Raw genomic sequence first — 16,684 nt, 5'->3', positions numbered from 1 at the left:
CACGTAACACGTCGCACGTTCAACGTTCTACGATCCACGTGGCTACTTTCCACGTGGCTACTTTCCACGTGGCTACTTTCCACGTTGCTACGTTCAACGGAGCCCGGAGCGCAGCGGAGGGCGACACGATAGAGCCCGGAGCGCAGCGGAGGGCGACACACGGCACACATCCGTGTTGCAGCGGTACACTTGAGTAGTATGCTTCAAAAACCGGTAGTTCCGCTCGTACATGACGAGCTCCCCTCCCGTCTCATCCCCCGCTATCGTAAGTTTGCGCCGTACACACTTCCTCCGCGCATACGCAGGCACACCACCACCGCGCTTCCTTCCTATCAGCCCAACGCACATGCCTCCTTCATCACCTCTCCCGCGCCGCAGCGCATCGTGCAAACGCCGCGTGAGTGTTCTGTTCCTCGCACTCGTCACAAGCGGTGTGATGCTGACACAGATGGTGTTTGCCGCTCCGCCGCGCCTTGGCTTCGCAGCCAATGAAAACGAGGCGCTGACACCATGTGGTCGCGCTTCGACTCCGCTCAGCGAGACACTGTGTCGTGGGTACGCTCTTCCGTCGCGCCTCGACAAGCTCGGCGTGACACAGGGCCGCTCTCTCGCTGTCCCGCTGTCCCGCTCTCTCGCTGTCCCGCTCTCCCGCTCTCTCGCTGTCCCGCTCTCCCGCTCTCTCGCTGTCCCGCTCTCCTTCTCCGGCTGCAACACGCGTATCACCGGCGAAGTGATCGACTACGCGGGACGCTTCCCGGGAGCAACGGACGCGCTGCTGGTGCGCGCGATCGATTCGTCGAAGTACATCGAATGGGAGACAGAGGAAGTGCCCGCCGGGTGGACGGGCGACACCGCGCGCTTCGTAATGCTCGCGGGTTTCGACACGAAGCCGGGGGGACGGCTGTTTCGTCTGTCGGTGAACGGCGCTGAAGTGTTTCACTTCCGCAATCCGCGCGATTCGTCGTGGACGGGCTTCGACACCACTGCGGCCAACGGCATGCGCCTCGTTTTTCACACACTGCTCATCGATGTCCATGGCGACGCCTTCGGTCTGCTGACACTGTCGATGCCGCGGGCGCTGCTGCGCGCGGGTGCGCAGAACATCGCCGTGCGCGGCGAACACGCGAACGACCGGCGCTGGTTCATGGTGTTCCAGATGCCGCTGGCAGAAGGCCTGCGCGTGCGGACGGACGAGTGCCTGCTTCGCTCGACCGACGGCAGCGAGTCGCAACGCCTGCGCGCGGGCATCTGGCATTTCGGCGCGCCGCAACCCGTCGTGCTCTCCGCGCTCGATTCGAACAGTGTGCTCCTCGCGGAACATCGTTTTGTGCTGCGTCCGGGTCACACCGAGATTCCTCTCCCCGTGCCGCCGGTCGATGCGCCGAGGAAGATGGTCGTGCGTGTTGGGGCGGACGCGGGGACGCGTGTACGGGCGGACGGCCGTCCGCCCCAACGCACATCAGTCGGTCGTCTGCCCGTACACGCATCGGACGGCCGTCCGCCCCATCGCACATCGGACGGCCGCCCGCCCCTCCACGAGGTCGTTCATGTTATTCAACCCGTGCGGCGCTACACGGTGTACCTGCTGCCGCATTCACACGTCGACATCGGCTACACGGATCAGCAGCATCGTGTCGAGGACATTCACTGGAACAACATCGAGGCGGCGATCGATCTCGCGGAGCGTACGCAGAACTACCCCGAGGGCAGCCGCTTCGTGTGGAATCTCGAGACGGCCTGGGCATTGTGGGGATACGGGCATCCGCAAGACCGACTGCGCAGATCCACGCCACGGATCCCAGACCCGCGTCTGAAGGACGCGCTCAAAAAAGGCTGGCTGCATCTCGACGCCACGTATACAAACACCAACACCAGTACGAACAATGCCGAAGAGCTGATTGATCTGTTTCGCCCCGCGCGCGCGATGTCCTCGCAGTACAACATCCCCGTCACCTCGATGATGCAGGTCGACATTCCCGGCGCCGCGTGGGGTGTGGTGACCGCGGCCGCGCGCTCGGGCATACGGTACTTCGTCAGCGCTCCGAACAATTCCGACCGCATCGGCCTCGTGCGCGAGGCCTGGGAGGACAAACCCTTCTACTGGATTTCACAGAGCGGACGCGACACCCTGCTGTACTGGCAGATACAACCGTACTCGCTCGCCTACGGCCTCAAGGGCCAGCGCATCCGCAACCGGCTCTGGCACGATTCCGTGCGCGCCATCGCGGGTGAGGATCCGGAAAAAGGATTTCTGGATCCGTATCTCTTCGATCATCTCGCCACACTCTCCGCGAAGCGGTATCCCTACGATATGATCGCGCTCTCGTGGGCCTTGAGCGACAACGCCGCCATCGATCCCGACCTGCCCGACGCCGTGCGCGCCTGGAACGAACGCTATGCTTCACCACGCATCCTGATCTCGTCCACCGCAACCGCCTGCGCGGTGCTCGAGGCGCGCTATGGCGCGGTGCTTCCGCATTACAGCGGCGACATGACCGAGTACTGGACCGACGGCATCGGCAGCGGCGCGCGGGAGACGGCGCTGAAACGCGGAGCGGTGGAAACGCTGCTGCAAACCGAAACTCTTCGGACCATGACGGGCTTTGAACCCGCGGCATCCTCGGATGAGGCGTGGCGCTTTGTGGCGCTGTTTTCGGAACACACCTGGGGTGCATGGAACAGCACTTCGGAGCCGGACAACGAAGCCGTGCGGCAGCAGTGGCACACCAAGCGCGGATTCGCAGAAACAGCGGATTCACTTGCCCGCTCTTTTCGCGACTCAACTCTTTCCCTCGCTCGCGCAAGAATAATAACCGGGCCCCAACGTCATCCATACACGAACACGCGAATTGCCGACGTGTACAACACGCTCGACCAGACCCGCAAAGGATTGATTATCCTGCCGCCCGGTTATTCGCGCAAGACAGGCACCGTGATGGACAGCGTCCACGCGATCGGACACCAGGTGCTTGCCGACAGCAGTCTTGCTCTGTATTCCAAGGGGATTCCCGCCTTCGGCGTCGAGCGTTTCCGCTTCGAATCTTACGTGCTGCGGGGTGAAGTCGCGTATCCAAAGCATGTGGCACGCGCGGAGAAATACGAACTGTCGAACGGCATCCTCCGTATCCGCCTCGACAGTGTTACAGGCAACATTGCTTCGATCATCGATCTGCGTACAAAGCGGGAGTACGTCGACTCCGGTTCCGCGGCAGGCATGAACGCCTACTTCTATCTCCCCGGCGATTCACTCGCGCGGCTGCTGGGATCCGGATCAGCGACGATCACGGTGAAGGAAAAAGGACCACTGAGAGCCGCGCTCCTCGTGAGATCACCTGCACCCGGCTGCCACTGGCTGGAGCGCGAAATCCGCCTCGCGGCCGAGGCCGATTTTCTGGAAATCGAAAATCGCCTCGACAAGATCGCCATACGCGAGAAGGAAGGGGTGCACTTCGGCTTCGGCTTCAGGATACCCGGCGGCACGATGCGCATCGACGCCCCCTGGGCGACCATCATCCCGGAGAAGGATCAGCTCCCCGGCTCCTGCAAGAATTGGTTGACGGTGCAGCGGCATGTGGACATCTCGAACGATACGATGGGTGTGACCTGGGCCACACTCGACGCGCCGCTGATGGAAGTGGGCGGCATCACAGCGCGTCTGCTCGGAGCGCAGTGGCAATCGCCCGAGTGGATACGCACTCTTCCGCCTTCACAGACACTCTACTCCTGGGCGCTGAACAATCACTGGCACACGAATTTCCGCGCAGATCAGGAGGGCGAGCTCCGCTTCCGCTACGCGATCCGTCCGCACGGAGGCTACGATGCCGCGGCCGCCATGCGTTTCGGCATCGAGCAGGCGCAGCCGTTCATTTCCACTCCTCTCCTGATTGCCCGTCCCGCGCGGGAAAATCGAGAACCGACTCCGGTACAGTTGCGAGTACATATCGACAATCCGAGTGTCGTGCTGCTGCGGATGGGCAGTCTCGACCAGTATCCTGATGCGGGTCCAAATCCTTCTGATGCCGCATCGAATGCCGCTTCAGCTTTCTTGCGCCTCTTCAATCCGACGGAAACGACGCAGAAGTATGTGTTGCAAGTCCGACAGCCACATCAGAAGACGGCCGACGAGGAGAGAACGACGCTTCGCACTGGCGTGCTCGGACCCTATGAGCATGTGACCTTATTGTTGGAGTGAAAGCGAAATCTCCACACCGAATCCACGGAAAAGCCCGCCGACCGGAGATTTCACCCCCATCATACCATCCCGCGGATCGGCGGAATTGGTGCCCTGTATGTGCCTCAGCCTATAATATGGACGGCGAATTGACTCCATGTTATAGGCTGCGTATAATATGGACGAATAATTGATCCTTATTGCAGGCAGCCAATACTATGGAATCAAAGACGAACAGCGCGGGACGTGCAGGTCGCTACGTACAACAGCCGACCGGGTACAGCGCATTTGTGCCCGAACCGCTGCTGCCGGATCCTCCCGTTTCCCTCAGCGGAAAACTGCAGGGGCTGTTGTCGGAGGCGGATCGTGCGCTCGGCCGTTTGGATGGCTCGGTGCTCACACTGCCAAATCCGGACCTGTTTGTCTTTATGTATGTTCGGAAGGAGGCCGTCCTCTCCAGCCAGATAGAGGGGACCCAAAGTTCTCTGCAGGATCTTCTTGCAGCGGAGGCGAGGCTGTACGATCAGACCGTACCGAAAGATGTCGACGAGGTTATCAATTATGTCGCTTCGATGAATCATGGCTTGGCGCGGCTCGTTGAACTGCCCGTGTCTGTGCGGCTCATCCGCGAGATTCATGCACGGCTGCTGCTGGGCGTGCGCGGCGGGAGATTACAGCCGGGAGACCTGCGCTCGAGTCAGAACTGGATCGGTCCCGCGGGCAGCACGCTCAACACGGCAACGTTTGTACCACCACCCGCTCACATGGTGCCGGAGCTGCTTGGACAGTTGGAGCGATTCCTTCACAAGGATGATGGATCTCCACCGCTGCTAAAAATTGGACTTGCGCACGTGCAGTTCGAGACGATACACCCCTTCCTGGATGGAAACGGCCGTGTCGGCCGTCTGCTCATCACGTTTCTGCTCACCGAGCGCGGGGTGCTGCAAAAGCCGGTCTTGTATCTATCGCACTACTTCCGGCAGCACCGTGCGGCATATTACGATCACCTGCAGGCTGTGCGTGATCGAGGCGATTGGGAAGGGTGGCTCGCCTTCTTTCTCCGCGGTGTGATTGATGTAGCCACCGAAGCAACGGAGACTGCGAGGCGTATTCTCCAGTTACGTGAGGTCCATCGCAACGACATCACAATCGGGCTTGGCCGCGCGGCCGCAAACGGGCACAGGGTGCTCGAATCGTTATTCGACCGGCCCATCGTTTCCGTCAATGAAGTGCAGGCGCTGACGGGTACGACATACTCTGCGGCCAACAGTCTCGTATCAAAACTCGAGACGCTGGGAATCCTCTCCGAAATGACGGGTCACTCAAGGAACAGGCGTTTCCGTTACGCTCCCTACATCGCACTGTTCAGCGATCCGCTCACAGCCGCTATGGTGTGACGCGTCGAGTGAGCCGGGTGGACGAAGCGGAGTTTTTCCGTAGTTTGTGATTCCACGAACATCGATGAACGGCGCAGCGCGCCGACAGCCCCGGGGGGCAGGTCATGGACAAGACTCTGATTCACCGTTTCCGCATGCTCTGGAAGGGTTTCTTCCCGAATGAGGAATTGCCCATCGTGTTTTTCCACTGCGACGAGACCTGCGATGCGCAGCCGATCAAGGCGATCGAAGGCCAGCACTGCGTGCTCGATCACATCGCGCGCGTCCGCGCCGGACAGGCGCTGTACTTTGTCGACGACACGGCCTCGTGCAACGGCGCGCGCCTGTACTTCGGCTTCGGCGCCAACCTGCGCCCCTTCCACGACACCTTCCCCTCCTGCGGCATGCCGGGAAAAATCAGCGGCGAACGTGTGGTGGTGTCGGGATCGGAGACGGCCGCTCTGAATGCCGCCTACCCGGGTTTGCCGCAGCGGCGGCGCTACCTGATCTGCAAACCCTGGTCGGCGCTCCGCGAAACCGATATTCCGGAGGTGGTTGTCTTTTTCCCGCAGCCCGACGCATTGTCCGGTCTCATGACCCTGGTGCACGGACCCGGCGCCGCGCCGGACACGGTTGCCTCGCTCTACTGTTCCGGCTGCTCGTCGCTTGTGTATCATCCGGGACGCGCGGTGCCTGAGCACGGACCACAGGCCTTCATCGGCATGCTCGACATGAAGGCGCGTCATTACATCGAGGCCGGAGCCGTCTCCTTCGCCCTGCCCTGGCACGCCTTCATCACCATGGCCGAACGCATGGAAGATAACGTCCTTGTCTCCGACGTCTGGAAATCCGTCCGCACACGCATGGACCGCAACAGCAGATTACATTCAGGCGATTGATCCTGCTGTCACCGTGCTCTTCATCGCGCGTGTCAGGCTGAGTGGAGTCGAAGCCGACACGCGTAAAATTCTCGCAGTGTCATCGCGCCTCGACAAGCTCGGCGTGACACTACACCGCTGTCCCGCTCTCCCGCTGTCCCGCTCTCCCGCTCTCCCGCTGTCCCGCTGTCCCGCTCTCCCGCTGTCCCCACTCCCTACTCCCAACTCCCTACTCCCTACTCCCTACTCCCAGCTCCCTACTCCACTACACTCCTCGCATATCCGCGGGCCAGATGATTTTGTGTAATTGTAATCCGAGGCGCACGGGGAGGTGATCGGCGAGTATCCACTCGGCGAGCGTACGCGGATCGAGTGTGTTGAAGACGGGCGCGAGGAGCAGGTGTTTTGTGATGGCATCGAGGCGCCGCGCACGGATGAGGTCGCGCGCCCATTCATAGTCCGCACGGTCGGCGAGCACAAACTTGAGTTCGTCCGAAGGTTTGATGTAGTCGAGATTCCGCAGGCGGTTTTTCTTTTCCATGCCCGAGCCGGGCGCCTTGAGATCCATGATAATGACCACGCGGCTGTCGACCTGTGCGATGTCGACATGTCCGCCCGTTTCCACGGCCACGGTGTAGCCCTCGTCGCAGAGGGCCGCGAGCAGCGGCAGACAGGCCTCCTGCTCGAGCGGTTCGCCTCCGGTCACTTCCACGAAGGAACAGCCGTACGAGGAGACACGCGCGAGCACCTCCTCGATGGACACGAGTTCGCTCCCGCTGCCGCCATGTTCGAGCGCGTACGGGGTGTCGCACCACGAGCAGCGCAGTCCGCAGCCATGCAGGCGCACAAACAGGCAGGGCAGCCCTGCGCGGCTGCCCTCACCCTGGATGCTGAAAAATATTTCGTTGAGCGCGAGTCTGCTCATCGACGCGCGCGGCGGTTTACGCGGAGCGGCGCGCGGCCGAGGCGATACCGGCAGCCGACACGATTTTCACCGCGTCCCACACCTGCAGATGCAGGAAGCCGGCGGTAAAGGCGGCGTTCCAGTCGTGCATATACATCAGATTCAGATACGACACACCGATCGCGAAGACGAGCGCCATGGCGGCTGTCATCGACACGAGGGCAGCGGCAAAACGCGGCAGCGCGCGGAGTTTCTCAAAAAGGAAACCGGTCGCAAAGGCGGCGAGCGGGAAGGCGAGCAGGTAGCCGCCTGTCGGTCCGAGCAGATGGACGAAGGTGCCGCTGAAGCCCGCAAACACCGGCAGGCCCGCCGCGCCCATCGCGAGGTAGGCGAGCTGGGCGGCCGCACCGCGCCGCGCGCCGAGCACTGCGCCCGAGAGCAGCACAAACACGGTCTGCAGCGTAAAGGGAACGGGAACAGTCGGAATGGCAATCTGTGCGCCGACAGCCGTCAGCAGCGCAAAGCCGCCGATAGCCGCGGTGTGTGAAAACGTGCGCGTGCGCACGATACTCAATGTTCCGGAATGTGTCGAGAAGAACTGCATGATTGATCCGTTGTTGGTCGGAAAACTCTGTTCGTAAAACTACGGAAAATCACCGCAGGGAGCAACGTCAACACGACACCGTGTCTCGCTGAGCGGAGTCGAAGCGCGACGACTCGGTGTCTCGCTGAGCGGAGTCGAAGCGCGACGACTCGGTGTCTCGCTGAGCGGAGTCGAAGCGCGACGACTCGGTGTCTCGCTGAGCGGAGTCGAAGCGCGACGACTCCGTGTCTCGCTGAGCGGAGTCGAAGCGCGACGACTCGGTGTCTCGCAGGATCCGCCTTGGGCGGAAAGCGCGACTGATGCGCGTGTCGGCTTCGACTACGTTCATCCTGACACACACAGCGGAACGCGAAGTAACCGTGAAACGGGATCGGGCCTGCAAGCCCTGAGACATCTGTACAAAACCCCTCACCCTCGCCACATGGGAACAAAGTATTTACGCCGCGCGTACAAAGCCCGGGTACATCATTGCCATTAAAGGGGCACATCATGAAACAGTACTACGTCTACATCCTTGAATGTGCAGATGGTTCATACTACACCGGTGTCACGAATGATATAACTCGTCGACTTATAGAGCATCAGGACGCTGTGGACCCTACGTCATATACCGCGCAACGCAGACCGGTGCGTCTCGTGTTCTTGCAGGACTACCTCTTGATCGAACAAGCTATTCGTGCAGAGAAACAAATCAAGGGTTGGAGCCGGGCGAAGAAGTCAGCCCTCATTGCAAGAGACATGGAATCGGTACGGCAGCTTTCGGAATGCAGAAATGGATCTGCAAGCAAACGAAGGTAGAAATGCCGCCGCGCTTCGACTCCGCTCAGCGAGACACCATGTCGTTGTTCCGCTCCCGCTCTCCGTGCTTGTATGCACACGCTGCGGTATATTCGTGGGAGAAAGTATCCGTTGACAGAGGTGGAGTGATGATCGAAGTATTTCCGAACAAGTATCCGAACCGCGAGTATGAGATCCGGCACGTGAATCCCGAGTACACGTCGGTGTGTCCGATGACGGGGTTGCCGGATTTTGCGACCATCGAAGTATGGTATGTGCCCGACGAATTGTGCATCGAATTGAAATCGCTCAAGTACTACTACCTCGAATTCCGCAACAAGGGCATCTTCTTCGAAACCGCCGTGAATCAGATCCTCGACGATCTTGTGAACGTGTGCAAACCCCGCCGCATGAAGGTCACAGGCACCTTCAACACGCGCGGGGGAATCTATTCGGTGATCACTGCGGAGTATGACGGAGTAAAGGCGTAAAGGCGTGAAGAGGTAAATGCGTGAAGAGGTAAAGGTGTAATGGAACAATCTTTTACTTGGCCACTTTGCTACTTGTCTACTTTCCCACAATAACGTGTCACATGGATACGTGCTACGTGTAACGTAAAGACCACGATGCCCAACGAATCAATCGCGACGGAAATCTTTTACTTTGCCACTTTGCTACTTACCCACTTTCCTACCTACAACGTGTCACATGGATACGTGCTACGTGTAACGTAAAGACAACGATGCCCAACGAATCAATCGCGATTGTGCTCGCCAGCGGCGGAATGGACTCGTGTGTCACCGCCGCGATTGCGGCGGAGACGTACACGCTGGCATTTCTGCACGTCAATTACGGACAGCGCACACAGACACGCGAGCTCGAGGCCTTCCAGGCGATAGCGGATCACTACGGCGTGCCCGACTCGCGACGTATGATCGTGTCGATCGAACATCTGGCACGTATCGGCGGCTCGAGCCTGACCGACACCACCCTGCATGTGAACGACGCGTCGGAATCGACAGACGGGATTCCGAACACATATGTGCCTTTCCGCAACGCAAACATGCTCGCCATCGCGGTGAGCTGGGCCGAGGTGATCGGCGCGGAAGCGCTGTTCATCGGCGCGGTGGAGGAGGATTCGAGCGGCTATCCCGACTGCCGCCGCGTGTTCTACGACGCCTGGCAGCGTGTGATCGAAACGGGCACAAAAAACGAGCGCCCCATGATCATACACACGCCGCTCATCGATCTCTCCAAAGCCGACATCGTGCGTCGCGGACTCGAACTCGGCGCGCCGCTGCACCTCACATGGAGTTGTTACAAAAACGAAGACCACGCCTGCGGCGTCTGCGAATCCTGCGCCCTGCGCCTGCGCGGCTTTGCGCAAGCCGGCTATTCGGATCCAATTCCATATGTCGGTGGAACAACGTTGTAACGTTTTATGTAGCAAGGTAGCAAAGTAGCAAAGTAACAGATACTCGATGTCCGGCATCCCGCATTCCACTTTCTACTTTCCACTTTCCACTTTGCTACTTTCCACTTTCCACTTTCCACTTTGCTACTTTCACCCTCCGAAGATCCAACCAAACACCCACCATCACACGCGTGAGGAGGACCCCACCATGAGCCACCAGCCACCTGAGAATGGAATTCCGCGGAGAGATTTTCTCCGACTGGTTGCGGGCGGAGCGGCCACCGCGGCGGTGCTGCCGTCGCTTGTGAGCGCACATCCGGCGGCGCGCGCGCTGCGCGCGGACAAACCCGCGACCAACATCGAGGACGCGTTGAAGATCCCTCGCACGGAGATGTCGATGCCGGGCAAATATCCCGGACGCGTGGCGCAGGTCTCTTCCGACACCTGCATCAGCAACGGACGTCCAGACGCGGACGCGATGAAAAAAATGCTCGAGGCGACGATGCTGAGTCTCACCGGCGCCGGCAGTCTGGCCGACGCATGGCGCACCTTCGTGACGCCCGACGACGTGATCGGCTTGAAGGTAAATCCGGTGGCGGGCAAGGATCTTTCGACAAGTCCGGAACTCGTGCACGCCATCATCGCGCAGCTCGAGGACGCGGGCATCCCGCGGAAGAACATCGTGATCTGGGACCGCCGCGAGTTCGAACTCCACGAGGCGGGTTTTACAGCCGCGGCCTTCCCCGGCATACGCATCACCGGTCCCGAGTGCAAGGACGACGCCGGATCGTTCTACGACGCCGAGGGCAAACTGCACAGCGAGAAGCGCATCGACCGCGACATCTTCTACTGGGCAGACTGCGAGGAGAGCTACGATGCGGAAACACTGCCCTACATGGTGAACCAGGGTAAACACTCGTACTTCGCGAGTTTTGTAACCAAGGAAGTGACGAAGATCATCAATATCCCGATCCTTAAAAATGCCGGCCCCACCGTGACGCTGTGCCTGAAGAATCTCGCGTACGGAGCCATCACCAACACCGGACGCCTGCACAAACAACTCTGGGCCGAGACCTGCGCGCAGGTGCCCTGCTTCCCGCCGCTGCGCGACAAGGTGGTGCTGAACATCGTCGACGGCATCATCGGGTGTTACAACGGCGGTCCCGGAGCCGATCCAAAATTCTTTACCGAATACAAAACCCTTCTCGCCGGATCCGACCCCGTGGCCGTCGATCGTATCGGCTATGAAATCGTCCTGAAAAAACGCATCGAGACCGGCGTGCAGAAGGAGGAAAGTCCGCGCGGCATTGGCTTCATGACCATGGCCGAGGGGTACAAGCTCGGTGTGGCGGATCGTGCGAAGATTGAGGTCATAAAGGCGTGAAGTCGTAAAGATGTGAAGGGGTAAAGACGTGAAGGCGAGATTTTACTTTGTAACCTTGCTACCTTTCCACTTTGCTACTTTGCCACCTTCCACCATGAAGCTCTTTCTCGCCCTTATCCTCCTTGCACCGATCGCCGCCGCGCAGCCGGTGTTGCGCGGCTGGGCGGTGGTGGATTCACAGGCCTATGCGGGCAAGCAGTTGTTCGGGTATATCAACGGCGGCGCGGAGCTGTATCACGAATACGGCTTTGTGCGGCTCGATGTACGGCGTTTCAGGCGGGGCAACATGGAAGCGACGGTGGATGTGTACCAGATGTCCGACGCGGCCGCGGCGTACGGACTCGTGTCGCTGCGCGCGAGTGGTCCGGGTGCACGAATCACGGCGCAGCACACACAGCGTGACGAAATAGGGGCACACGGCGCAAGCGCGCTTGTGGGACGGCGGTGGATACAACTCACCATCACGCCGCCCGACACGGCACTCACCGTGCTGCCCGCGCTGCTGCGCGCGCTCCGCAGTCAGTACCGCGCCGAGCGCTTCACGCCGGCTCCGCTGCTCCGTCCGGGCCGTCCGGATATTATCGGACAACATCGTCGTATTTATGGTCCGCTCGGGCTGCAGAGCGCCTTCCCCGCGCTCGAAGCGCTCTTCGACGGACTCGACGGCTACACGGTCGAGACCATCGACATCTCCGCTCCCGCAGGTCTGCGCCTCATCGCCCGCATCACCTTCCGCGACACACAGACACGCGCGACGTTCCTCCGCCACGCGGGCTTCGACGAACAAGCCGTGTATGCAACATCCTGGAGCATTCGAGAGCAGGACGGCCGGCGCCGCGCCGTGCGTCTCGGCACGAACGCGCGGCTATACCTTGTCGAGGCGACGGCTGCAGCCGCCGAATTCGCGGAGGTGTTGAAGCGGGTGGCTCTTCGGTAAACGGGGAAAGTGAAAGAACGTTGAAGGTGAAAAGTGGCAAGGCAGAAGAACGTGAAAAGTGGAAAGTAGCAAAGTAGAAGATCCAGCCGGCCAGCGCCTTTCCACTTTGCCACTTTGCTACTTTCCCACCTTGCTACTTTCCCACTTTGCTACTTTCCCACCTTGGTACATCTCCAGAACGACACCGGCCGTCCGCCTACAACGGAGCAGAACAGACCCCACGCTTGCCGCTCAATGTACGTGCAGGGCGTGTGACGAGAAGAGGCCCACGAGAAGGACGACGACGAACAGGGCGATGAGCATCTCGCGTTTGAAGGAGAAGAACTCGCGCTGCTTGTCGATGATGTACTTCGTGAGCGCGGTCCAATTCCACACGAGATGCAACACCGTGGCGATCACAAACATCGTCGCGGCCATGTTGTGCACACTCATGAGAAAGTGTTCGGCGGTGGAGAAATCGCCGGAGCGGCAGTAGTGCAGCGGGATGCCGGAGGCGGGCAGGCACACGAAGGAAAAAAACATGAACATCGACGTAAGAGCCCGCTTGTTCATCGACTGCCGGGAGGTGCTGTTCATGGTCCACTCACTCTGCTGAATGATTCAGGTGCTGTATCAACCGGACAGTCCGAAGCAACCACGTTCCGCCGGTATGTAAAAATACAACTTCTCGCGATCGGGATTCCGCCGGTGGCACAGCGCAATAGCTGTGGATCTGTTTGTGTCCCTGTTGGGACGGTGCTACACGGTTTTCAGGAATCCCGGCCTCGCAGTAAGAGATGGACAACTCTGATATCTCTTCGTCACGATCTGAATTAGCCGTATCTTGCCCGAAATTCCTGCTTTGCTCTCAAATCGTACGCTATTGGTGACTATGTTCGAACAAGCCTTCAAGAACATCGATGATGTGTTGTGGAAAGAGGCGGGATGTACGACGGAACTCGACTACACGGAACAGACGTCCTGGCTGCTCTTTCTGAAATACCTGGACGGGCTGGAACAGGACCGCGCAATGAAGGCCAAGCTGGACGGAAAGTCGTACAGCTATATTCTCGACAAGCCCTACCGCTGGGACACGTGGGCGGCACCGAAGGGGAAAGACGGCAAAACGGACCACAACAAGGCGCTGACGGGCGACGATCTACGTGACTTCGTGGACAGAAGGTTATTCCCCTATCTGCACGGCTTCAAACAGCGCGCAAGCGGTCCGAACACGATAGACTATAAGATCGGCGAGATTTTCGGCGAGATCAAAAACAAGGTTCATAGCGGCTACAATCTACGCGAGATAATCGATCATATCGACGAGCTGCGCTTCCGCTCGCAGACGGAGAAACACGAACTCTCGCACCTCTACGAGGCGAAGATCCGCAACATGGGGAACGCCGGCAGGAACGGCGGAGAATACTATACCCCGCGCCCGCTGATCCGCGCCATCATCGAGGTTGTAAAACCGCAGATCGGAGAACGCATCTACGACGGCGCCCTCGGGTCCGCGGGCTTCCTCTGCGAGGCGTACGATTACCTGAAGCGGACAAATCCGAAACGCAGCACCGCGCAGGATCGCGTTTTGCAGGAGCGCACCTTCTACGGCAAGGAAAAGAAGTCGCTCGCCTATGTGATCGCAACCATGAACATGATTCTGCACGGGATCGACGCACCGAACATCATTCACACAAACACCCTCGCGGAGAACCTGGCGGACGTACAAGAGAAGGACCGTGTGGATGTTGTGATCGCAAACCCGCCCTTCGGAGGAAAGGAGCGCAAGGAGGTGCAGCAGAACTTCCCCATTCGCACGGGTGAGACCGCCTTCCTCTTCCTGCAGCATTTTATCAAGATGCTGAAGGCGGGCGGACGCGGCGGCGTGGTGATCAAGAATACCTTCCTCTCGAACACTGACAAAGCTTCTGTGAGTCTCAGGAGGCATCTTCTCGAAACGTGCAACCTGCACACCGTACTCGATTGCCCCGGCGGTACCTTTCAGGGTGCGGGAGTGAAGACGGTGGTGCTGTTCTTCGAGAAGGGTACAAAGACGCGCAAGGTGTGGTACTACCAGCTCGATCCCGGACGCAATCTTGGCAAGACCAATCCACTCAACGACGACGATCTTGCGGAATTCGTCACGCTACAGAAGACCTGCGCCGATTCACCCAAGAGCTGGAGTATCGATGTCAAGGAAGTGGATCCCGACTCGTGTGATCTCTCTGTAAAGAATCCGAATGGTGGCGAGGCCGTCGTTCACCGTAGTCCGCGTGAGATCATAAACGAGATCGCCGCGCTCGACGCTGAGAGTGCCAAAGTGCTGGAGCACATCAAGGGATCGCTGAAGTGAAACATATCTGGCAAAAGAAATGCATTGGTGATGTTTGCGAAGTTGTAAACGGGGGTACACCAAGGACAAACGTGCCTGAATACTGGGGCGGGGAACATCGCTGGATCACGCCCGCTGAAATGGGTAAGCGTGAATCGCCGTATGTGCATGATACGGAGCGTAGGCTAACTGATGCAGGGCTTCGCAACAGTTCAGCAAGGATGTTGCCCCCGTTCTCGGTCGTCCTTTCTTCACGTGCGCCGATCGGTCATTTGATTATTAACACGGAGCCAATGTCTACAAATCAAGGTTGCAAGAGTTTGATACCGAGCAACCAACTTGAATACAAGTTTTTATATTATTATTTAAGCAGTATAGTTGAGTTATTGGAGTCTCTCGGAACAGGCGCGACATTCAAAGAACTTTCTGGCGGTAAATTAAAGGAGGTTCCAATTCCTCTACCTCATCTCACCGAACAGCAACGCATAGTCAAGATTTTAGACGAGGCGTTTGCAGGCTTGGCAAATGCGTCGGCCAATGCCGAGAAGAACCTCAAGAACGCCCGCGCGCTGTTTGAGAGCCACCTGAATGAGGTGTTCACGAAACGGGGCGAGGGGTGGGTGGAGACGACCATTGGATCGGAAAACCGTTTTATTGATTATCGCGGCAAGACGCCAGTGAAGACCTCGAGTGGAATTCGGCTCATCACCGCAAAGAACGTAAAGATGGGCTATGTCCAAGAATCGCCGATGGAGTTCATCGCCGCCGACAATTACCAAAGCTGGATGACGCGCGGCATTCCGAAGAAGGGTGACATACTTTTCACCACCGAAGCACCGCTCGCCAATGTCGCGCAACTCGACACAGACGGGAAGGTGGCCTTCGCCCAGCGCATAATCATCATGCAGCCGAACGCAGAAAAGCTCGACTGCACTTTCCTGAAATACCTCCTGTTGTCGCAGCCGGTGCAGGAACGCATCCGCACCAAAGGGACTGGCGCGACCGTCCAAGGCATAAAGGCGAGCCTGCTCAAGACGATTGAGATTTCTTTTCCGAAAATTCTCGCCGACCAGAAACAAATTGTCGCCAAGCTCGATGCCTTGTCCGAAGAAACCCAACACCTCGCCAGAATCTATACCCGCAAAATCTTCGCGCTGGCAGCATTGAAGCAATCACTGCTGCACCAAGCATTTAACGGTGAACTTTAGTAGCATGACATGATAAGCACTGAACACACCGCCACCTGGGATGTACTCAAGGAGTTTGGTTTCGCACCGGACGTGTTTGTGATGTCGGATGTCAGGCCCGGACTCAGTTATGATTTCGGCAATTTCAAACTCACTGCCAGCGTCGCGATGGGTCAGTATTTCCAACCGACTGTGTTGTTTACCGGCGTACTTGCCTCGCAACGATCGTTGACGCAGGTCTGTTTCGAACTCCCGCGTCTGGTCGCATCGCGGGAACAGCTTGCGGCGATGCTCGTGTACTATCTGGACAATGCCGCTCGCGGGAATCTGTTCCACCCCATGAAGCACGTTGCCTGGCTGGATGAGGGCCGTGCAAATCGGGATTTGTTGCCCTGGGAACTGGATAAGGTCGTATATGAGACCCGCCCGCGTTGTATGGTCCGAAGAGACTGGTTACGACTTGCTTTGAAAAACCTGTCTATGATCTTCGCCGATACAGATGACACGGCAACAGTGGAGTTTACCTTCGATGGCACAGTGCTGACAATCCTATGCTGTGATCAGGCATTACCGATGCCGGCAACAGGGAAGGCCTGGTCCGCGCATTTTAATATTCCGGTAGGGAATCTGCGGCATTTGCCAAAGCGACTCATGCGGGACGAACTGGAGATTTCCGTGAATCACGGGCGACTGTATATCGACCGAGTGAGTTATGGGGGAGTGAAGGAGAAGCAGCCGTGA

General features: G+C 58.8%; 14 protein-coding genes. 11 read left to right on the top strand and 3 right to left on the bottom strand.

What is annotated here, in order from left to right:
* Window positions 1-397 precede the first annotated feature (397 nt).
* The 3 genes from HY962_11340 to HY962_11330 all read left to right on the top strand — a co-directional run bounded on the left by HY962_11340 (window position 398) and on the right by HY962_11330 (window position 6,446).
* Window positions 398-4,192, top strand: coding sequence for a hypothetical protein (locus tag HY962_11340; protein ID MBI5647515.1), 3,795 nt, complete (start codon window positions 398-400; stop codon window positions 4,190-4,192).
* A gap of 197 nt (window positions 4,193-4,389) precedes the next feature.
* On the top strand, window positions 4,390-5,568 hold the full coding sequence (locus tag HY962_11335) for a Fic family protein (protein MBI5647514.1): 1,179 nt from the start codon (window positions 4,390-4,392) through the stop codon (window positions 5,566-5,568).
* Between the two features lie 104 nt (window positions 5,569-5,672).
* Window positions 5,673-6,446, top strand: coding sequence for a DUF169 domain-containing protein (locus HY962_11330; protein MBI5647513.1), 774 nt, complete (start codon window positions 5,673-5,675; stop codon window positions 6,444-6,446).
* 244 nt (window positions 6,447-6,690) lie between these two features.
* Here HY962_11330 and HY962_11325 read toward each other — a convergent pair whose 3' ends face one another.
* Complete coding sequence (locus tag HY962_11325) at window positions 6,691-7,350, bottom strand: radical SAM protein (GenBank protein MBI5647512.1); 660 nt, start codon at window positions 7,348-7,350, stop codon at window positions 6,691-6,693.
* 16 nt (window positions 7,351-7,366) lie between these two features.
* Window positions 7,367-7,933: a biotin transporter BioY gene (locus HY962_11320; GenBank protein MBI5647511.1), complete on the bottom strand. Its 567-nt coding sequence runs from the start codon at window positions 7,931-7,933 to the stop codon at window positions 7,367-7,369.
* Between the two features lie 489 nt (window positions 7,934-8,422).
* Between HY962_11320 and HY962_11315 the strand changes: the two genes are divergently transcribed.
* The 5 genes from HY962_11315 (at window position 8,423) to HY962_11295 (ending at window position 12,445) form a co-directional block, all read left to right on the top strand.
* Entirely contained in the window at window positions 8,423-8,731 is a 309-nt protein-coding gene (locus HY962_11315) for a GIY-YIG nuclease family protein (protein MBI5647510.1), read from the top strand.
* Between the two features lie 128 nt (window positions 8,732-8,859).
* On the top strand, window positions 8,860-9,201 hold the full coding sequence (gene queF, locus HY962_11310; GenBank protein MBI5647509.1) for an NADPH-dependent 7-cyano-7-deazaguanine reductase QueF: 342 nt from the start codon (window positions 8,860-8,862) through the stop codon (window positions 9,199-9,201).
* Window positions 9,202-9,452: 251 nt separating this feature from the next.
* Window positions 9,453-10,145 carry a 7-cyano-7-deazaguanine synthase QueC gene (gene queC / locus HY962_11305; protein ID MBI5647508.1) on the top strand — a complete coding sequence of 231 codons (693 nt, stop codon included), beginning with the start codon at window positions 9,453-9,455 and terminating at the stop codon, window positions 10,143-10,145.
* A 214-nt stretch (window positions 10,146-10,359) separates the two neighbouring features.
* Window positions 10,360-11,508, top strand: a complete 1,149-nt coding sequence (locus tag HY962_11300; protein MBI5647507.1) for a DUF362 domain-containing protein — start codon at window positions 10,360-10,362, stop codon at window positions 11,506-11,508.
* A 94-nt stretch (window positions 11,509-11,602) separates the two neighbouring features.
* Window positions 11,603-12,445, top strand: a complete 843-nt coding sequence (locus tag HY962_11295; protein MBI5647506.1) for a hypothetical protein — start codon at window positions 11,603-11,605, stop codon at window positions 12,443-12,445.
* 231 nt (window positions 12,446-12,676) lie between these two features.
* Here the strand turns inward: HY962_11295 and HY962_11290 are convergent, their stop codons facing one another.
* Window positions 12,677-13,021: a DUF4405 domain-containing protein gene (locus HY962_11290; protein ID MBI5647505.1), complete on the bottom strand. Its 345-nt coding sequence runs from the start codon at window positions 13,019-13,021 to the stop codon at window positions 12,677-12,679.
* Between the two features lie 295 nt (window positions 13,022-13,316).
* On the opposite strand from HY962_11290, the gene HY962_11285 reads away from it, so the two are divergent.
* From HY962_11285 to HY962_11275, 3 genes are read left to right on the top strand one after another with little or no spacing between them, the layout of a single operon-like run.
* The gene (locus HY962_11285) at window positions 13,317-14,777 is read left to right on the top strand and encodes an N-6 DNA methylase (GenBank protein ID MBI5647504.1); all 1,461 of its coding nucleotides are present in this window, start codon (window positions 13,317-13,319) and stop codon (window positions 14,775-14,777) included.
* Window positions 14,774-15,964: a restriction endonuclease subunit S gene (locus HY962_11280; GenBank protein MBI5647503.1), complete on the top strand. Its 1,191-nt coding sequence runs from the start codon at window positions 14,774-14,776 to the stop codon at window positions 15,962-15,964. The genes HY962_11285 and HY962_11280 overlap by 4 nt, the downstream gene beginning before the upstream one ends.
* A gap of 9 nt (window positions 15,965-15,973) precedes the next feature.
* Complete coding sequence (locus HY962_11275; protein MBI5647502.1) at window positions 15,974-16,684, top strand: hypothetical protein; 711 nt, start codon at window positions 15,974-15,976, stop codon at window positions 16,682-16,684.

The sequence above is a fragment of the Ignavibacteriota bacterium genome, assembly GCA_016218045.1.
Classification (GTDB): domain Bacteria; phylum Bacteroidota; class Ignavibacteria; order SZUA-365; family SZUA-365; genus JACRFB01.
Note: the sequence above shows the minus strand (reverse complement) of the source record. Positions and strands in the feature narration are given on the sequence as shown.